Origin of the sequence: Streptococcus halitosis, from assembly GCF_003143695.2 — a bacterium.
GTDB lineage: Bacteria > Bacillota > Bacilli > Lactobacillales > Streptococcaceae > Streptococcus > Streptococcus halitosis.
This window is the reverse complement of record NZ_QEMY02000001.1, coordinates 985,107-1,001,767: the sequence shown is the minus strand read 5'-3', so window position 1 is coordinate 1,001,767 and position 16,661 is coordinate 985,107. Positions and strand designations below refer to the sequence as shown.

At 41.3% G+C, this 16,661-nt stretch carries 14 protein-coding genes and 2 tRNA genes; 1 reads left to right on the top strand and 15 read right to left on the bottom strand.

Annotation, left to right across the window (positions count from 1 at the left end; translation table 11 throughout):
• Nucleotides 1-50: 50 nt before the first annotated feature.
• From DB729_RS04960 to parE, 12 genes are all read right to left on the bottom strand, one after another.
• Nucleotides 51-245, bottom strand: coding sequence for a DUF3272 family protein (locus DB729_RS04960; protein WP_001081611.1), 195 nt, complete (start codon nucleotides 243-245; stop codon nucleotides 51-53).
• A gap of 27 nt (nucleotides 246-272) precedes the next feature.
• Nucleotides 273-1,931 carry a DNA polymerase III subunit gamma/tau gene (gene dnaX, locus DB729_RS04955; RefSeq protein ID WP_084873251.1) on the bottom strand — a complete coding sequence of 553 codons (1,659 nt, stop codon included), beginning with the start codon at nucleotides 1,929-1,931 and terminating at the stop codon, nucleotides 273-275.
• Nucleotides 1,931-2,428: a GAF domain-containing protein gene (locus DB729_RS04950; protein ID WP_061588250.1), complete on the bottom strand. Its 498-nt coding sequence runs from the start codon at nucleotides 2,426-2,428 to the stop codon at nucleotides 1,931-1,933. The genes dnaX and DB729_RS04950 overlap by 1 nt, the downstream gene beginning before the upstream one ends.
• 82 nt (nucleotides 2,429-2,510) lie before the next feature.
• Nucleotides 2,511-3,713, bottom strand: a complete 1,203-nt coding sequence (gene rpsA / locus DB729_RS04945; RefSeq protein WP_001001620.1) for a 30S ribosomal protein S1 — start codon at nucleotides 3,711-3,713, stop codon at nucleotides 2,511-2,513.
• A 162-nt stretch (nucleotides 3,714-3,875) separates the two neighbouring features.
• Nucleotides 3,876-3,947, bottom strand: a tRNA-Gln gene (locus tag DB729_RS04940).
• Nucleotides 3,948-3,955: 8 nt separating this feature from the next.
• Nucleotides 3,956-4,036 (bottom strand) — tRNA-Tyr (locus DB729_RS04935).
• Nucleotides 4,037-4,085: 49 nt separating this feature from the next.
• Nucleotides 4,086-4,316 carry a DUF2969 domain-containing protein gene (locus DB729_RS04930; RefSeq protein ID WP_000037105.1) on the bottom strand — a complete coding sequence of 77 codons (231 nt, stop codon included), beginning with the start codon at nucleotides 4,314-4,316 and terminating at the stop codon, nucleotides 4,086-4,088.
• A 112-nt stretch (nucleotides 4,317-4,428) separates the two neighbouring features.
• Nucleotides 4,429-5,466: a branched-chain amino acid aminotransferase gene (locus DB729_RS04925; protein ID WP_279633969.1), complete on the bottom strand. Its 1,038-nt coding sequence runs from the start codon at nucleotides 5,464-5,466 to the stop codon at nucleotides 4,429-4,431.
• A gap of 115 nt (nucleotides 5,467-5,581) precedes the next feature.
• Entirely contained in the window at nucleotides 5,582-8,062 is a 2,481-nt protein-coding gene (gene parC / locus DB729_RS04920) for a DNA topoisomerase IV subunit A (protein WP_109290101.1), read from the bottom strand.
• 205 nt (nucleotides 8,063-8,267) lie between these two features.
• Nucleotides 8,268-9,086 (bottom strand): aminoglycoside 6-adenylyltransferase, encoded by an 819-nt coding sequence (locus DB729_RS04915; RefSeq protein ID WP_155991707.1) that lies wholly within the window; start codon nucleotides 9,084-9,086, stop codon nucleotides 8,268-8,270.
• Nucleotides 9,087-9,226: 140 nt separating this feature from the next.
• Nucleotides 9,227-10,336 carry a hypothetical protein gene (locus DB729_RS04910; protein ID WP_165442225.1) on the bottom strand — a complete coding sequence of 370 codons (1,110 nt, stop codon included), beginning with the start codon at nucleotides 10,334-10,336 and terminating at the stop codon, nucleotides 9,227-9,229.
• A 16-nt stretch (nucleotides 10,337-10,352) separates the two neighbouring features.
• Nucleotides 10,353-12,302, bottom strand: coding sequence for a DNA topoisomerase IV subunit B (gene parE / locus DB729_RS04905; RefSeq protein ID WP_109290102.1), 1,950 nt, complete (start codon nucleotides 12,300-12,302; stop codon nucleotides 10,353-10,355).
• A 135-nt stretch (nucleotides 12,303-12,437) separates the two neighbouring features.
• Between parE and plsY the strand changes: the two genes are divergently transcribed.
• Nucleotides 12,438-13,079: a glycerol-3-phosphate 1-O-acyltransferase PlsY gene (gene plsY, locus DB729_RS04900; protein WP_109290103.1), complete on the top strand. Its 642-nt coding sequence runs from the start codon at nucleotides 12,438-12,440 to the stop codon at nucleotides 13,077-13,079.
• Between the two features lie 34 nt (nucleotides 13,080-13,113).
• Here plsY and DB729_RS04895 read toward each other — a convergent pair whose 3' ends face one another.
• The 3 genes from DB729_RS04895 to DB729_RS04885 are packed head-to-tail and all read right to left on the bottom strand — an operon-like array spanning nucleotide 13,114 to nucleotide 16,659.
• On the bottom strand, nucleotides 13,114-14,070 hold the full coding sequence (locus DB729_RS04895; RefSeq protein WP_109290104.1) for an ABC transporter permease: 957 nt from the start codon (nucleotides 14,068-14,070) through the stop codon (nucleotides 13,114-13,116).
• A 2-nt stretch (nucleotides 14,071-14,072) separates the two neighbouring features.
• On the bottom strand, nucleotides 14,073-15,131 hold the full coding sequence (locus DB729_RS04890; RefSeq protein WP_109290105.1) for an ABC transporter permease: 1,059 nt from the start codon (nucleotides 15,129-15,131) through the stop codon (nucleotides 14,073-14,075).
• The gene (locus tag DB729_RS04885) at nucleotides 15,124-16,659 is read right to left on the bottom strand and encodes an ABC transporter ATP-binding protein (RefSeq protein WP_109290106.1); all 1,536 of its coding nucleotides are present in this window, start codon (nucleotides 16,657-16,659) and stop codon (nucleotides 15,124-15,126) included. The genes DB729_RS04890 and DB729_RS04885 overlap by 8 nt, the downstream gene beginning before the upstream one ends.
• Nucleotides 16,660-16,661 lie beyond the last annotated feature (2 nt).

Genomic DNA, 16,661 nt, shown 5'->3' with positions numbered 1-16,661 from the left:
TATAACAAAAAAAAGCCTAAAAGGCTTTGATTTTGTCTAGAAGCTTGGAGCTAGTCCTTGCGATTTAGGTGCTGATCAATGGTGTCTACAATTTTTCCCATCACGTAACTTAACCTAAAATTTCGAAAGAGTAGAATGGCCCAAAAGGCTGCCATGAAATAACGCCCGGTCATCCAGGCTTCATTGAAAAAATAAGTCTCAGCAGCCGTAAATAACGCTATCATAATAAATTGTTGTCTATTCATAAACTTATTGTATCATGAAATCTTTCTTTAGTCTTCCTCTACCTTCACTTTATCAGCCAAAAATTCAAATCCTTCTGGAATCAAACTCTCTTCTTCCACCTCTTGATTGGTTTGAGAAGACTTGTTTTTAGCTGAAAATGCTGCTCGAACCTCTTTCCATTCCTCCATGGAAATGGCTAAAATCTCAGGTGAAAAACCTGCTGCCTGACTGAGGATGTTGCCAAACATGGTGTTAAGATTATCCCGTTTCATGGTTTGCCCAGCATTGAAATTAGACTCAAAAGCTAAAATAGCATGGTGTTCGTTTGCCGCAACTGGCTGAGAACCAACAAGCAGAGCCTTATCAGGACCAGCTAAGCTTTCGATTACTTCTCCCCATGCATTCTGGAGGCGAATCAAGTTTTGCCGTGCCAATTCAGGATTTTCAACAGCTTCTTGTAGGATAGCCTGAACTTTATTACGGTCTACTCGATAGACTGTCTTGGAAGTGGTTGGACGGCTAGGGACTGGCACCACTTGTTTAGGAGCTGTTCCAACATTGGCAAGTTCTTGTTTGAGACGAACTACTTCCTGTCTCAGTGCAGAAATTTCACTTTCGACAGTTTCTGAAAGCACTGGTTCAGGCTTAATCTCAGCTAAACGAATGGTCATCATCTCAGCATAAATCTTAGGTTGCAGGCTTGCTTTCATATCTGCCAAGCTCACAGTCGCTATTCGAATCATTTCAAAGAGGCTTTCCTGTGATAAAGCTAGATTGTCCATAAAAACTGGACTATGATGAGTATTTTCGCCACCCGTCTGGACGACCAGTAAATCACGCAAATACTGCAAGAGATCCGTCACAAAACGAGTCATGCTCTTGCCATTTTCAAATAAAAGATTCAGAGAATCAAGCGCTTTTGAAACATCCTGCTGAGACAAGGCGGCTACATAGTCATCTAGTGCTGATAGACTAATGGTGCCTGTAATCTCCTCAGAGATAGCAGTCGTGAGCTCATCTCCCTGTGTCAAGCTCAAGGCTTGGTCCAGAATAGACAAGGCATCCCGCATTCCACCTTCAGCTCGTCTGGCAATGATTTCCACAGCCTCCGGTTCAGAACTGATATTTTCTTTTTCTAGAATATGATAAATATGCTCCTTGATATCTTGAGTTTTAATCGATTTGAACTCAAAACGTTGAACACGCGATAAAATGGTTGCTGGAATCTTATGCAATTCAGTGGTCGCCAAGATAAAGACAACATTTTGAGTTGGCTCCTCAAGAGTCTTCAAAAGCGCATTAAAGGCTCCCGTAGACAGCATATGAACCTCGTCTATGATATAGACCTTGTAACGTGCCAAGCTAGGTGCATAGGTAGATTTGTCACGAATTTCACGGATTTCATCAACTCCATTATTTGAAGCCGCATCCATTTCAATAACATCTTCTAGGCTACCTTCTGTCACTGCCTGACAGATATAGCAGTGATTACATGGTTCTCCATCCACTTGATTTGGGCAGTTCATGGCCTTGGCAAAAATCTTGGCTACACTTGTTTTCCCAGTTCCACGAGGGCCTGAGAAAAGATAGGCATGACTAATCTTTTCCTGCTCGACTGCTTGTTTTAGGGTTTTAGCCACTACCTCTTGCCCGACCAATTGCGAAAAAGTCTGGCTTCTATATTTTCGATAAAGTGCTTGATACATTAGGCTTTCTCCTCAAACATCGTAAAGTCCCATTCTGTCTTCTCAAGCAAAATAGCAACAAATTGTTCCAAGTAATCGCGGTCAATGGCATTATAATCATCAATAAGAGAAGAGTCCAAGTCTAAGACACCCAGCAATTGACCATTCTTGAGCATGGGAACTACGATTTCACTCTTAGCCTTACTATCGCAAGAAATGTAGTTTGGATAGGTGCTCACATCCCCTACTAAAACAGTCTCTTGAAACTCGGCAGCTTCTCCACATACGCCTTTCCCAAGCGAAATGCGAATACAAGAAACACCACCCTGAAAAGGACCTAAAATCAACTCACTACCATCAAACAGATAAAAACCTGCAAACACAGTATTTGGAAAGCGAGATTTTAGGAGGGCGCTAGCATTCGAAAGATTGGCAAGAACATTGCTCTCACCCTCTAGTAAATAAGAGAGTTCCTCATTCAACAGTTGATAACGTGATTGTTTTTCTGAATCTAACATAAAACTATTATATCAAAAATGAGAAAGAGACAAAAGAAAAATCCCTTGTTTTAAACAAAGGATTTTGCGATTATCAATTTGATTAAAGTTCGATATCACCGAACAAGTCAGCCATTGAGAATCCTGTTTGTGTTTCTGGAAGTTCAAAATCACGTTTTTCTTGACGTTTTGGACGACGTGGACGAGCAGCACGTTTTTCTTCTTTTTGTCCTTCTTCTTGAGCTGGACGTTCTTCAAGAGCTTTGATAGAAAGAGATACGCGTTCTGCGTCAGCGTTAACATCAAGTACTTTAACAGTAACTTCTTGACCAACAGTAAGAGCTTCTTTTGGATTTTCGATACGTTTGTGTGAAATTTGTGATACGTGAACAAGTCCATCGATACCTGGCAATACTTCAACAAATGCACCGAAGTCAGTCAAACGTTTAACTGTTCCTTCTACTACATCACCTTTAGCCAATTTTTGCTCAACGCCATCCCATGGTCCAGGTGTTGTTGCTTTAAGTGAAAGGGATACGCGTCCTTCTTCTTCATTAAGATCAAGGACTTTAACCTCGATTTCTTCACCAACAGTTACAACTGATTTAGGTGATACGTTACGTTCGTGTGACAATTCAGTCAAGTGAACCAATCCGTCAACACCACCGAGATCGATGAAAGCACCGAAGCTAGTGATACGAGCAACTTTACCAGTTACTACATCACCAACAGCTAATTTACTGAATACTTCAGCACGAGCTGCTGCAGTAGCTGCTTCAACAACTTCACGACGTGAAAGGATGAAGCGATTTTCTTTAGGGTCAACTTCTTTGATTTTAGCATCAAATTCTTGACCTACGAAACGCTCAGTGTTACGTACGAAACGAGTATCTAACATTGAAGCTGGGATGAATCCACGAACACCTTCAAATTCTACTGAAAGTCCACCTTTAACGGCACGAGTTCCTTTAACAGTAACAACTTCTTCTTCGCGTCCTACAAGTTTGTCCCATGCTTTGCGAGCTTCAAGGCGTTTTTTAGATACAAGGTATGTAACTGTATCAGTATCTTTACCAACTACTTGACGAAGTACAAGAACATCCAATACTTCTCCTACTTTCACAAAGTCATTGATATCTGCATCGCGATCGTTTGTCAATTCGCGAAGAGTCAAGACACCTTCAACACCAGTCCCAGAGATTGCAACGTTAGCTTGAGTCGCATCAACTGTCAATACTTCAGCACTAACAACATCACCAGGCTCAACTTGGCTAACGCTATTTAGCAAATCTTCAAATTCGTTCATCTAAAAAATCCTCCAACAATCAAGTCTTTCCAAACTTGACATACTTATAATTTTTTTCCTAAGCACCCGCAAAGACATGTTCACATCGTTCACGCCTTTCAATTATAAAAATAAAATACCCTAAGATATTTTTCTTTTTATCTTGAACTTATTACCTAAGAACTGGGGTAGCTGGATTCGAACCAACGCATGAGGGAGTCAAAGTCCCTTGCCTTACCGCTTGGCTATACCCCAATGATGAATGGAGAGAGAGGGATTCGAACCCCCGAACCCGAAGGAGCGGATTTACAGTCCGCCGCGTTTAGCCTCTTCGCTATCTCTCCAATGTTCAACGAAGACTATTATATCATGAAATTTTCAATAAAACAAGTATTATTTTGTCAAATTATAGTTTTCAATCAAAATTTCCACAGCTTTTTCAAGTTTTTTATAAAAACTATCGACATTTCCATTCTTTATGATGGCAAATTGGTTATCTAATTCGGCAATTTCGCCAATGACCTTTTTCCCGATTGTCAAAACGTATCCTTCATAACTGTCTTTTCCAACAGTCACTTTAGCATCTGTTAATTGAATTTCAATTTTCTTATCTTTTTTACTCATACTTTACCTCTTTTCACTTTTTCTATTGTACAAGAAAATACTCAAACTAGCAAGAAAAAACTCCATTTCAGTCCTTACAACTGCTATGGAGTTTCTCTTTGCTTCGTGTCTTTTAATCCACTTTGACAATCCATCCCTCTGGTGCTTCTACATCACCAAATTGGATACCCGTCAATTCATCGTAGAGTTTACGTGTAACAGGACCTACTTCTGTTTCACTATAGAAAACATGGAAATCATCGCCATGTTGGATCCCCCCAATTGGAGAAATGACCGCTGCTGTACCACAAGCACCTGCCTCTACAAAACGATCCAAATTATCGATTGGGACATCACCTTCAATCGGTGTTAAGCCCAAGCGGTGTTCTGCCAAGTAAAGCAAAGAGTACTTGGTAATAGATGGCAAGATAGATGGACTCAATGGTGTTACAAATTCATTGTCTGCCGTGATTCCAAAGAAGTTGGCTGATCCGACTTCTTCAATCTTTGTATGTGTAGATGGGTCTAAGTAGATAACATCTGAAAATTGGCGTGACTTGGCCATTTTACCTGGGAGGAGACTAGCAGCATAGTTTCCACCTACCTTGGCCGCACCTGTACCATTCGGAGCTGCACGGTCGTATTCATCCTGAATCAAGAAATTGGTTGGAACCAATCCACCCTTAAAGTAATTTCCAACTGGCATAGCAAAGATAGTGAAAATGTACTCTTCTGCTGGTTTTACCCCGATGATATCTCCGACACCAATCAAGAGAGGACGAAGATAAAGGGTTCCACCTGTTCCATATGGTGGTACGTATTCTTCATTTGCACGGGCAACTGCTTTACAAGCTTCTACGAACATTTCTGTTGGTACTTGGGGCATCAAGAGACGGTCGCAGGTACGTTGCAGACGCTTGGCATTTTCATCAGGACGGAAAAGTTGAATACTACCATCCTTCGTACGATAGGCTTTCAATCCCTCAAATGCTTGCTGTCCATAGTGAAGACTTGGAGAAGACTCTGAAATATGCAAGGTCGCATCCTCTGTCAATTCTCCTTGATCCCATTGACCATTTTTGTAGTGAGCGATATAACGGTAAGGTAGTTTCATATAAGCAAAACCAAGATTTTCCCAATCAATTGCAACTGTCATGTGTTTCTCCTTTATACTATTCAAACTATGTGTTCTATTCTACACTTTTCTAGTAAAATTTCAAGTATTATTTGTAATTTTCTGAAAATTTTTTCAACATAAAGAAATCAGCCCTCTGGACTGATTCTTTTTACGAATTTGTTTTGTCCTCTTTAAAGACTTCTTTGAGGTAAGCATCGAAAACTTCTTCATCTGAAATCGTGTCTGAAATAAAGCTTCCATTGCTAGTACGTTCTGACAAGTTGAGGTCCTGCAATCGGCTCTCATAGATTGTTCCCTTGTTAGATTGGACAAGTAACGTTTGGTCGTTTTCTTCTACTTCTGTACTAAAAAGATCACCAACGAAACCTTGCTCTGCAACTGCTCCAGCCAAGAAGACTCGGTGCGGTTTGTTTTTCAACTCACGCAAGACTTGTAGGCCTCGTTTAGCACGGCTGGTCGCTGGAATTTCCTCACAAGAGACACGTTTCAAGCTTCCACGTTGGGTCAAGAGGTAGAAGGATGAGGTATTACAGATGAAGGCAGCCTGAAGCGCATCATCTGTTTTCAGGTTCATAGCCTTGACGCCTGCAGCCTTGGCACCAACAACCGGAACCTCTTCGATATTGAAACGAAGGGAATAACCGTTTTGGCTAATCAAGAGTACATCATCCAGTTTAATTGGAGCCACCGCTATAATCTGGTCTGTCTCGTCTTTGAGCTTAGCATACTTGACAGACTTAGACTTGTAGGTCCGCCATGGAGAGAATTCTTTGCGTTCTACACGCTTGATTTGACCGAGGCGAGTTGCTGCAAAGTAGGTTGTCGCATCATCAAACTGATCCACAACTTCTGCATAGAGAATTTCTTCGTTAGTTTCAAAGTTTGTAATGGTCTGGCTCAGATGCTCTCCGATATCTTTCCAGCGAATATCTGCTAATTCATGGATTGGTCGATAGATGACATTTCCAAGAGTTGTGAACATCAAGAGGTGTTGCGTTGTCTTGGCAGATTGAACAAAGATTAAACGATCATCATCACGTTTGCCAATTTCTTCCAGAGTGGATGCTGCAAAGGAACGTGGGCTAGTGCGTTTGATATAACCTGCCTTGGTCACGCTGACATAGGTATCTTCCTCTGCGATGAGGCTGGCTGTATCAATCTCGATTACTTTTGCTGTATCTTCCAAAGTACTAAAACGTGGTGTCGCAAATTTCTTCTTGACCTCACGGAGTTCTTTCTTCATGAGATTGTACATAGTTCGTTCATCACCGATGATAGCCGCAAGCATGGCAATTTTTTCACGAAGTTCTGCTTCTTCTTCCTGCAAGACAACCACATCTGTATTGGTCAAACGGTAAAGTTGCAAGGTAACGATAGCTTCGGCTTGCTCTTCTGTAAAATCATAGCTGACCTTGAGATTTTCTTTGGCGTCAGCCTTGTTTTCAGAAGTACGAATAAGGGCAATGACTTCGTCCAAAATCGAAATCACGCGAATCAAACCTTCAACGATATGGAGACGTTTCTCAGCCTTTTCCTTATCAAAACGGGAACGTGCCAAAATCACTTCACGACGGTGGGCAATGTAGCTAGACAAGATTGGGACAATTCCAACCTGACGAGGTGTGAAATTGTCAATCGCCACCATGTTAAAGTTGTAATTGATTTGTAGGTCAGTGTATTTGAAGAGATAGTTGAGTACGAGCTCGGTATTAGCGTCTTTCTTGAGCTCAATAGCGATACGAAGACCGTCACGGTCAGACTCATCACGAATTTCAGCAATACCTGCCACCTTGTTATTGACACGAACATCATCGATTTTCTTGACTAGATTAGCCTTATTGATTTCATAAGGAATCTCAGTGATAACGATTTGTTCCTTGCCACCTTTTAACTTTTCAATCTCAGTTTTAGAGCGAACGACCACGCGCCCTTTCCCAGTTTCATAGGCCTTCTTGATTTCGTCACGCCCTTGGATGATAGCTCCTGTAGGGAAGTCTGGTCCAGGCAAGAATTCCATGAGTTTGTCCACCTTGGCTGTTGGGTGATCAATCATGTAAACTGCGGCATCAATGACTTCAGCCAAATTATGCGGCGGAATGTCAGTGGCATAACCAGCCGAAATCCCAGTAGAACCATTGACCAAAAGGTTTGGAAAGGCTGCTGGCAGGACTGTCGGTTCTTTCTCGGTATCATCAAAGTTCCATGCAAAAGGAACTGTCTTTTTCTCGATATCTTGAAGAAGATAACCAGCAATCTCAGACAAACGAGCCTCGGTATAACGCATCGCCGCAGGCGGATCTCCGTCCATAGAACCGTTATTACCGTGCATTTCAACCAAAATCTCACGATTTTTCCAGTCCTGAGACATACGGACCATGGCATCATAGATGGAAGAATCACCGTGTGGGTGGAAATTCCCCATGATGTTCCCGACAGACTTGGCAGACTTACGGTAGCTCTTGTCAAAAGTATTGCCATCCTTATTCATCGAATAAAGAATGCGACGCTGAACCGGCTTCAATCCATCACGAATATCTGGCAAAGCCCGGTCTTGAATGATGTATTTGGAGTAGCGACCAAAGCGCTCTCCCATGATGTCCTCAAGGGACATGTTTTGGATATTACTCATATAGGATACAGAGCCCGTAAAATACAAAGGAAATTTATCTTTTTCACACAGTATTTAGGGCATGTTCAACTCCTTTCAAAGAATGTAGAGTAGGTTTTTATAGAATAAGGGATAATTTACAGAAATTAGTCTCGTGTTCAGTTACTATATATAACCAAACGATCCTTTCTGTAGTTTAATCTTTTAAATTATATATTTTTTTTAGTTAGTGATTTGAAAGTCTCTCCTCAGCATACTTAATCATCCTCTCTGCCACTTCCTTATCATAGTCAAGGCCCATCTTGTTAGCAAGGTATTGAGCTTCTTGGTGGAAATGTTTCATTGTTGCAAATAAAGACTGAGTGATTTTTTCTAAACTGGAGAAATCAAGCAGATTTAAGAATTCCTTCTCTTTCTCAGTAGGTAAATAGTTAAAGAGATATTTATAGTTCTTGCCAATATCGACAGTCCCCTTATCACTTGCTACCTGCCAGGCTAAGACCTTCAGGAGTTCTTGGTGACAAATCCCATAGAGATGGTCAGTAGCGTAGAGTAGTTGCTTGCGACAGATTCCTTTGACTACGTAGGCTGACACCCACCAAAATTCATTGCAGGCTTTTTCAAAATCTGTCTGACTAGCTGGACTTGTCCAGTAACGTTGAGGACTTGGTGAATAAGGGGCAAACAAACCCTTAGTGTCCTCTAGCACCGTGAAATCCGCTTCGCTTTCTACCCACTCCTTGATATACTCTTTAGGACATAGAGTCAAATCAATCCGATTGCCATCTTCAAAGAGCATGAGGTAGAGACGACGGTTGCCAAGGATATTATGCTGCTCAATGATACGTGTTCCAAACTGGTCCAACCAAGCAAGATTACTCGTCAGATTATCTAAGTCGTCCACGACATAAACAACATCATAATCTTGAAACTCATCTTTTGGAGCTTTTGGATTTGTCCGTGAACCAGACATGGCGATAGCCTCGACTTGGAGCACTTTTGCGGTTTGAAAAATTAAACCAAGCATTTTGGATTCTGTTTTCATGGTCATATCTGATTTATTAATTTTCATCTTGTTATAAAAGTGTAAAAAATCACATTAGTACACTTAAACATACTGTAATCTTGTAATTTATAAAGTAATAATTCTCTTCAGCGATATAATAGTTAGATAAAAATAATGCTCTATTCTATATTTGCATTAGTAGCAAGACTTGCAGCATAATATTTGTCATAAATTAAATTTTCATCTAAAGATTCTATTAAATCTTTGTTGTAGTCTATATCCTTCATTAAAGTAGGAGCATATTTTTGTAAAAGTAAATAGAAAATTCCATAAAAAACTCCCGTCTCCTGTTTATACACAGGAATTCGAATATCCAAAGAATATTTTTCTTTGCTCTTTATCCTTTTTTTACCGCACTTAATGGCAACGCGATATCTCAGGTTACAACTTCTATCAACCAATACATGAAACATAACATCATTAGTACCCTGTTTTAAACTTTGAGAGCAACTAACAGATTGTCTATTGATATCCTCGCGCAAATCAAGAATCGGAATTCCACCACCATTAAAACCGCCACGCCCCTCTTGAGGTCTATAGAATCGATTTTCCTTTCTGTTGTAGATTACAACCAACTTTAGACGAGGAAACTCATTTCCATTATCATCAAATACTGAAACTTTTAGAGTTTCTAAACTTCTATTCTTTTTGAACTCAGAAATAAATTCATCAAATTGATATATAAGTAAACTTTTGATATCTCCAGACTTTAAAACATGAGCTCCATCTATAACTTTCTCTATTTCATTAATTATTTTATAAGTGTCTTTCTCACAGAATGAAAATTTAACACTGCATTTCCGTAGCGACTCTTCCTTAGTTCCATTGTTATAAGCTAGCAGCACAAATTTTTGATTACCATCATAAAAACCGCCATCATATTGAATATCTGAAAAATCATTATTTTCTTTCTTGATATTATATAATTCAATATTTGTTACTGATTGAGTAGTACTTCTTTTATTTTCTACAGTTAAAATATTCAATATAAAATTTGAGTATAATCGTTGTCCAGAAGTTACTTGTTCAGGCATTCCATTCCTGTTATTTATGTTTGAAATATTACTCCCAATTATAGTTATTCTTTTTTTATTATCAAATCTATTTTTTAAAACATGTACTGTAATCGGCCCCAAAATCGTAGTCACCATCAGAGCTATTATTATCCACCACCACTGTTGTGATAATGGTAGATTATTTTGCTGTACATTTTGTGTTACTATAAACATCCTTTTCAATATCTCCTCAAAACACCATTTCCCCACTCTCTTCCAATGTAAACTTGACATTATCCTCAATCCATTTACGGCGTGGTTCGACCTTGTCTCCCATGAGGACGTTTACGCGGCGTTCAGCGCGTGCTAGGTCTTCAATCGTGACACGGATAAGAGTGCGGGTTTCTGGATTCATGGTTGTTTCCCAGAGTTGGTCCGCATTCATCTCACCAAGACCCTTGTAGCGTTGGAGGGTTGCGCCTTTACCGAACTGCTTGCGGAGTTCTTCTAGCTCTCCGTCCGTCCAAGCATAGGCCACTTCTTCTTTCTTGCCTTTGCCTTTGGACATCTTGTAAAGAGGGGGAAGGGCGATATAGACATGACCTGCCTCAACTAGCGGACGCATATAGCGGTAGAAAAAGGTTAAGAGCAAGGTCTGGATATGGGCACCATCTGTATCGGCATCGGTCATGATAATGATCTTGTCATAGTTAGCATCCTCAATAGAAAAGTCTGCTCCCACACCAGCACCAATGGTATAAATCATGGTGTTGATTTCCTCATTTTTAAGGATATCCGCCATCTTGGCCTTGGCTGTATTGATAACCTTACCACGAAGAGGTAGGATAGCTTGGAATTTACGGTCACGACCTTGCTTAGCAGAACCGCCGGCAGAATCACCCTCGACCAGGTAGAGTTCGTTCTTTGCAGGATTTTTAGACTGGGCTGGGGTCAATTTTCCAGACAGCAAGCCTTTGTCTTTCTTGTTTTTCTTACCATTTCGGCTCTCATCACGCGCTTTGCGAGCCGCCTCGCGCGCATCACGCGCTTTGATAGCCTTGCGAATCAGATTGGAAGCCAGTTCACCATTTTCCATAAGGAAGAAGGTCAACTTATCAGCCACAATCCCATCCACAACTGGACGAGCCAGAGGACTTCCTAGTTTGTCCTTGGTCTGTCCTTCAAACTGAAGGTGCTCTTCAGGAACCAGAATAGAAAGAACGGCTGCTAGTCCCTCGCGATAATCTGAACCTTCTAGGTTTTTATCTTTTTCCTTGAGAAGTCCCGTCTTACGCGCATAGTCGTTCATGACCTTTGTAATGGCAGACTTGAGTCCCGTCTCATGCGTTCCACCGTCCTTGGTACGAACGTTATTGACAAAGGACAAGATGTTATCTGAAAATCCATCATTATACTGGAGAGCTACTTCCACTTGGAAACCATTGTCTTCACCTTCGAAGTAAAGAACTGGTGTCAAGGTTTCCTTGTCTTCGTTCAGATAGGAAACAAAGTCCTGAACTCCATTTTCATAGTGAAATTCAATCGCTTCATCTGTTCGTTTGTCAGTCAGAGACAAGGTCACATTTTTTAAGAGAAAGGCAGACTCATTGAGTCGTTCTGAAATGGTATTGTACTTGAAGTCAGTCGTAGAGAAAATCGTCGCATCAGGCATGAAGGTAACCTTGGTTCCTGTCTTAGACTTGGGTGCTGTACCAATTTTCTTCAAAGTCGTGGCAGGTTTCCCACCATTTTCAAAGCGTTGCTTGTAGACTGCACCATCACGAGTGATTTCCACTTCTAGCCAACTAGATAAGGCATTCACGACGGAAGAACCAACCCCATGGAGACCACCCGAAGTCTTATAACCACCCTGACCGAATTTTCCTCCAGCGTGAAGAATAGTAAAGATAACCTCAACAGTTGGAATTCCCATGGCATGCATACCAGTCGGCATCCCACGACCATGGTCCTCTACTGTTAGACTTCCGTCTTTATTGATAGTCACATCAATGCGATCACCGAAGCCAGATAGGGCTTCATCGACTGCATTGTCCACAATTTCCCAGACTAGGTGATGGAGACCTGCACCGTCGGTCGAACCGATATACATCCCCGGACGTTTACGGACCGCATCCAACCCTTCTAGCACCTGAATGGCGTCATCATTGTAGTTATTAATATTGATTTCCTTTTTTGACACAAGGAACCTCCTATTTGTTCATCTTTTCTATTTTACAGGTTTTCTAGGGATTTTGCAAAGTTTTTCCCGTTCAGCCGTCACAATTTTAAAGGATATTCTCATCATTTCTACACTATTTCATGGTATAATAGGTCTATGATGACATTTGTATTATTAATTTTAGCTTATCTACTAGGCTCAATCCCTTCTGGTCTTTGGATCGGACAAATCTTCTTTCAAACAAATCTGCGAGAGCATGGTTCTGGAAATACTGGAACAACCAATACTTTCCGTATTTTGGGTAAGAAAGCGGGTATGGCAACCTTTGTAATTGACTTTTTCAAAGGAACCTTGGCCACTCTGCTTCCAATTCTTTTCCACCTACAAGGTGTATCACCTCTTGCCTTTGGACTTTTGGCTGTCATTGGACATACCTTCCCTATCTTTGCAGGCTTTAAGGGGGGCAAGGCTGTCGCTACTAGCGCTGGAGTTGTTTTCGGATTTGCACCTATCTTCTGTCTCTACCTAGCAGTCGTATTCTTTGGAACCCTCTATCTTGGTAGTATGATTTCCTTGTCTAGCGTTGCTGCTTCTATCGCAGCCGTTATCGGAGTTCTACTATTTCCACTATTTGGATTTATCCTAAACAGCTATGACCCTCTCTTCATTTTGATTATCCTAGCACTTGCTAGCTTGATTATCATTCGTCACAAGGATAATATCACACGTATCAAAAATAAAACTGAAAATCTTGTCCCTTGGGGATTAAACTTGACACATCAAAATCCTAAAAAATAAAACGCCAGTTTGAAACTGACGTTTTTTTGTATGCTTATTTTGATTTGATATAGTTGATACCATCTGCCTTAGGCGCAACTGCTTTTCCAAAGAAGGCAGCCAAGACAAGGATGGTCAAGACATAAGGGGCGATTTGAAGGTAAACCGCTGGCACTCCTTGTAGAAAAGGCAATTGAGAACCGATAACTGCCAAACTTTGTGAAAGTCCAAAGAAAAGACTAGAAAGCATAGCACCGATTGGGTTCCATTTACCAAAGATCATTGCCGCAAGAGCGATAAATCCAGGACCGACAATAGTTGTCACTGAGAAGTTAACTGAAATAGATTGAGCATAAATTGCTCCACCAATTCCCCCTAGGAAACCTGATATGATAACCCCAAGATACCGCATCTTATAGACATTGATCCCCAAGGTATCCGCTGCCTGAGGATGTTCACCGACAGAACGAAGGCGAAGACCAAAGCGGGTCTTGAAGAGGATAAACCAAGCAAAGAATGAGAAGACAATCGCGATATAACCTAGCAAACTTGTTGACTTGAAGAAGATATCTCCAATCACTGGGATATTAGCCAAAACTGGAAAATCAAAACGTCCAAAGGTCTGGCTTAAATTATCCGTTTGTCCTTTGTTATAAAGAACTTTAACCAAGAAAACTGCTAGGGCAGGAGCCATCAAGTTCAATACTGTACCACTGACAACATGATCCGCACGGAAATGAACTGTAGCGACTGCATGAATGAGGGAGAAAATAGCTCCCACGACACCGGCAACTAACAAGGAAATCCAAGGAGTCGCTGTTCCAAGTTGTTCTGCAAGCTCAAGATTAAAGACAACCCCAGAAAAGGCTCCCATAACCATGATTCCTTCAAGACCGACGTTAACGACACCACCACGTTCAGAGAAGACTCCTCCAATACTCGTAAAAATAAGTGGCGCTGAGTAAATCAGCATAGAAGAAACCAAGAGGGTGAGTAATGTTGTAATAGACATCCTTACTTACCTCCTTTAACTTGTTTTTTGGGTTTGACAAAATGTTCGATAATATAGTGAACACTGACAAAGAAGATAATGGACGCTGTTACAATGCTGACAAGCTCAGACGGAACTTGCGCAGCGTTCATACCCGGCGCACCAACTTGCAAAACTCCAAATAAGAAGGCTGCAAAGAGAATTCCAATTGGTGAATTTCCAGCAAGCAAACTAACTGCCATTCCGTTAAATCCGATAGCTAATGATGAACCTTGAACGTAAACGTTTTGGAAAGTTCCAAGACCTTCGACAGCTCCACCAAGACCAGCCAAAGCACCAGAGATAATCATTGATAGGATGATTGTACGTTTTGCTGAAATACCAGCGTACTCTGAGGCATGGGGATTGAGACCAACCGCACGAATTTCAAAACCGAGAGTCGTTTTCTTGAGCAAGAACCAAATCACACCAACAGCAATGATTGCAAAGAAGATTCCGATATTCATACGAGAATTGCCAGTCAACTCAGATAACCACGGTGTTTGATAAGTGGCATTGGCACTCACACGAATCGTTGAGTCTGTACTTTGCATAAAGTCTTTCGGGAAAGAATGAATAAAGGCGTTCCCTACGTACAAAACAATATAGTTCATCATAATGGTTACGATAACCTCTGACGTACCGAGATAGGCTCTGAGAATACCTGGAATAGCACCTACAATCCCACCTGCAATCAAAGCAATTACTACAGTCGCTAAAATCAACATTGGGCGTGGCATGTCCGGATGCGACAAAGCAAACCAACCACTAAGAATCCAACCTGCTAGTGCCTGGCCAGGAAGCCCAACGTTAAAGAAACCTGCACGACTAGCAACTGCAAAACCCAGACCAATTAAGACAAGAGGACCCATGGCACGGAAAATTTCACCAATCCCACGGAGACTACCAAAAGCCGTATAGAACAATTCCTCATAACCCCAGATAGCATCGTAGCCGAAAATCCACATGACGACGGCTCCGAGCAAGATTCCTAAGAATACGGAAATCAAGGGAACCGAAATTTGTTGTAACTTTTTAGACATCATCCTTCTCCTTTCCCAAGTTTCCACCTGCCATCAAGATACCAAGTTCTTGTTTGTTAGTCGTTTCTGGCAACACAATACCTTGAATCTTACCATCATGAATAACAGCAATTCGGTCTGAAACATTTAAAATTTCATCCAATTCAAAGCTGACAACAAGCACAGCTTTCCCGTTATCACGTTCTTCAATCAAGCGTTTGTGGATATATTCAATGGCACCGACATCCAAACCACGAGTTGGTTGGCTGACGATAAGGAGATCAGGATCACGATCAATTTCACGAGCGATAATCGCTTTTTGTTGATTTCCTCCTGAAAGAGCTGCTGCTGGAACAAACTCGCTCGCCGCACGGACGTCAAATTCTTCCATCAATTTCTTGGCATGTGAAGTGATATTAGCATAGTTCAAAATACCATTCTTGCTGAGTGGTTCTTTGTAGTAGGTTTGAAGAGCGATATTTTCTGAAATCATCATCTCTAAAATCAAACCATCACGGTGGCGGTCTTCAGGAACATGCCCCACACTGAGTTCCGTAATTTGTCGAGGATGCATTCCTACGATTGACTTGCCTTTTAATTCAATACTACCAGACTCAACCTTACGAAGACCCGTAATGGCTTGAATGAGTTCAGATTGACCATTGCCATCAATACCTGCAATACCAACAATTTCACCAGCACGAACATCCAAAGAAAGATTCTTCACAGCTGGTACACCGCGGTTTTCATTAACAACCAAGTCTTTGATAGACAAGACTACTTCTTTTGGTTGTGGTGCCTGTTTCTCCGTTTTGAAGGAGACAGAACGTCCCACCATCATCTCAGCCAAGTCCGCATTGGTTGCCCCTGCAATCTCAACAGTCTCAATAGATTTTCCTCGACGGATAACCGTCACTCGATTGGATACCGCACGAATTTCATCCAGTTTATGGGTAATCAAAATAATGGATTTCCCTTCTTTGACAAGGTTTTTCATGATAGCCATCAACTCATCAATCTCTGAAGGAGTCAATACGGCTGTCGGTTCGTCAAAGATGAGGATATCAGCACCACGATAAAGTGTCTTCAAGATCTCTACACGTTGTTGAGCACCAACGGAAATATCTGCCACCTTGGCAGCAGGATCCACTGCCAAACCATAACGTTCAGAAAGAGCCTTGATTTCTTTAGTAGCTTCAGCTATATCTAGCACACCGTTTTTAGTGATTTCACTCCCCAAAATGATATTTTCAGCTACTGTAAAAGCTTCAACCAACATAAAATGTTGGTGAACCATCCCAATTCCTAGACTAGCAGCTTTAGAAGGTGAATCTAGTTTGACAACCTGACCATTCACCGCAATTTCACCACTAGTTGGCTCGAGAAGTCCTGCCAGCATATTCATCAGTGTGGATTTACCCGCTCCATTTTCTCCTAAAAGTGCATGGATTTCACCTTTTCGCAGTTGCAAGTTGATCTTGTCGTTCGCTACAAATTCACCAAACACCTTGGTAATATCCCGCATCTCAATGACATTTTCGTGTGCCATAT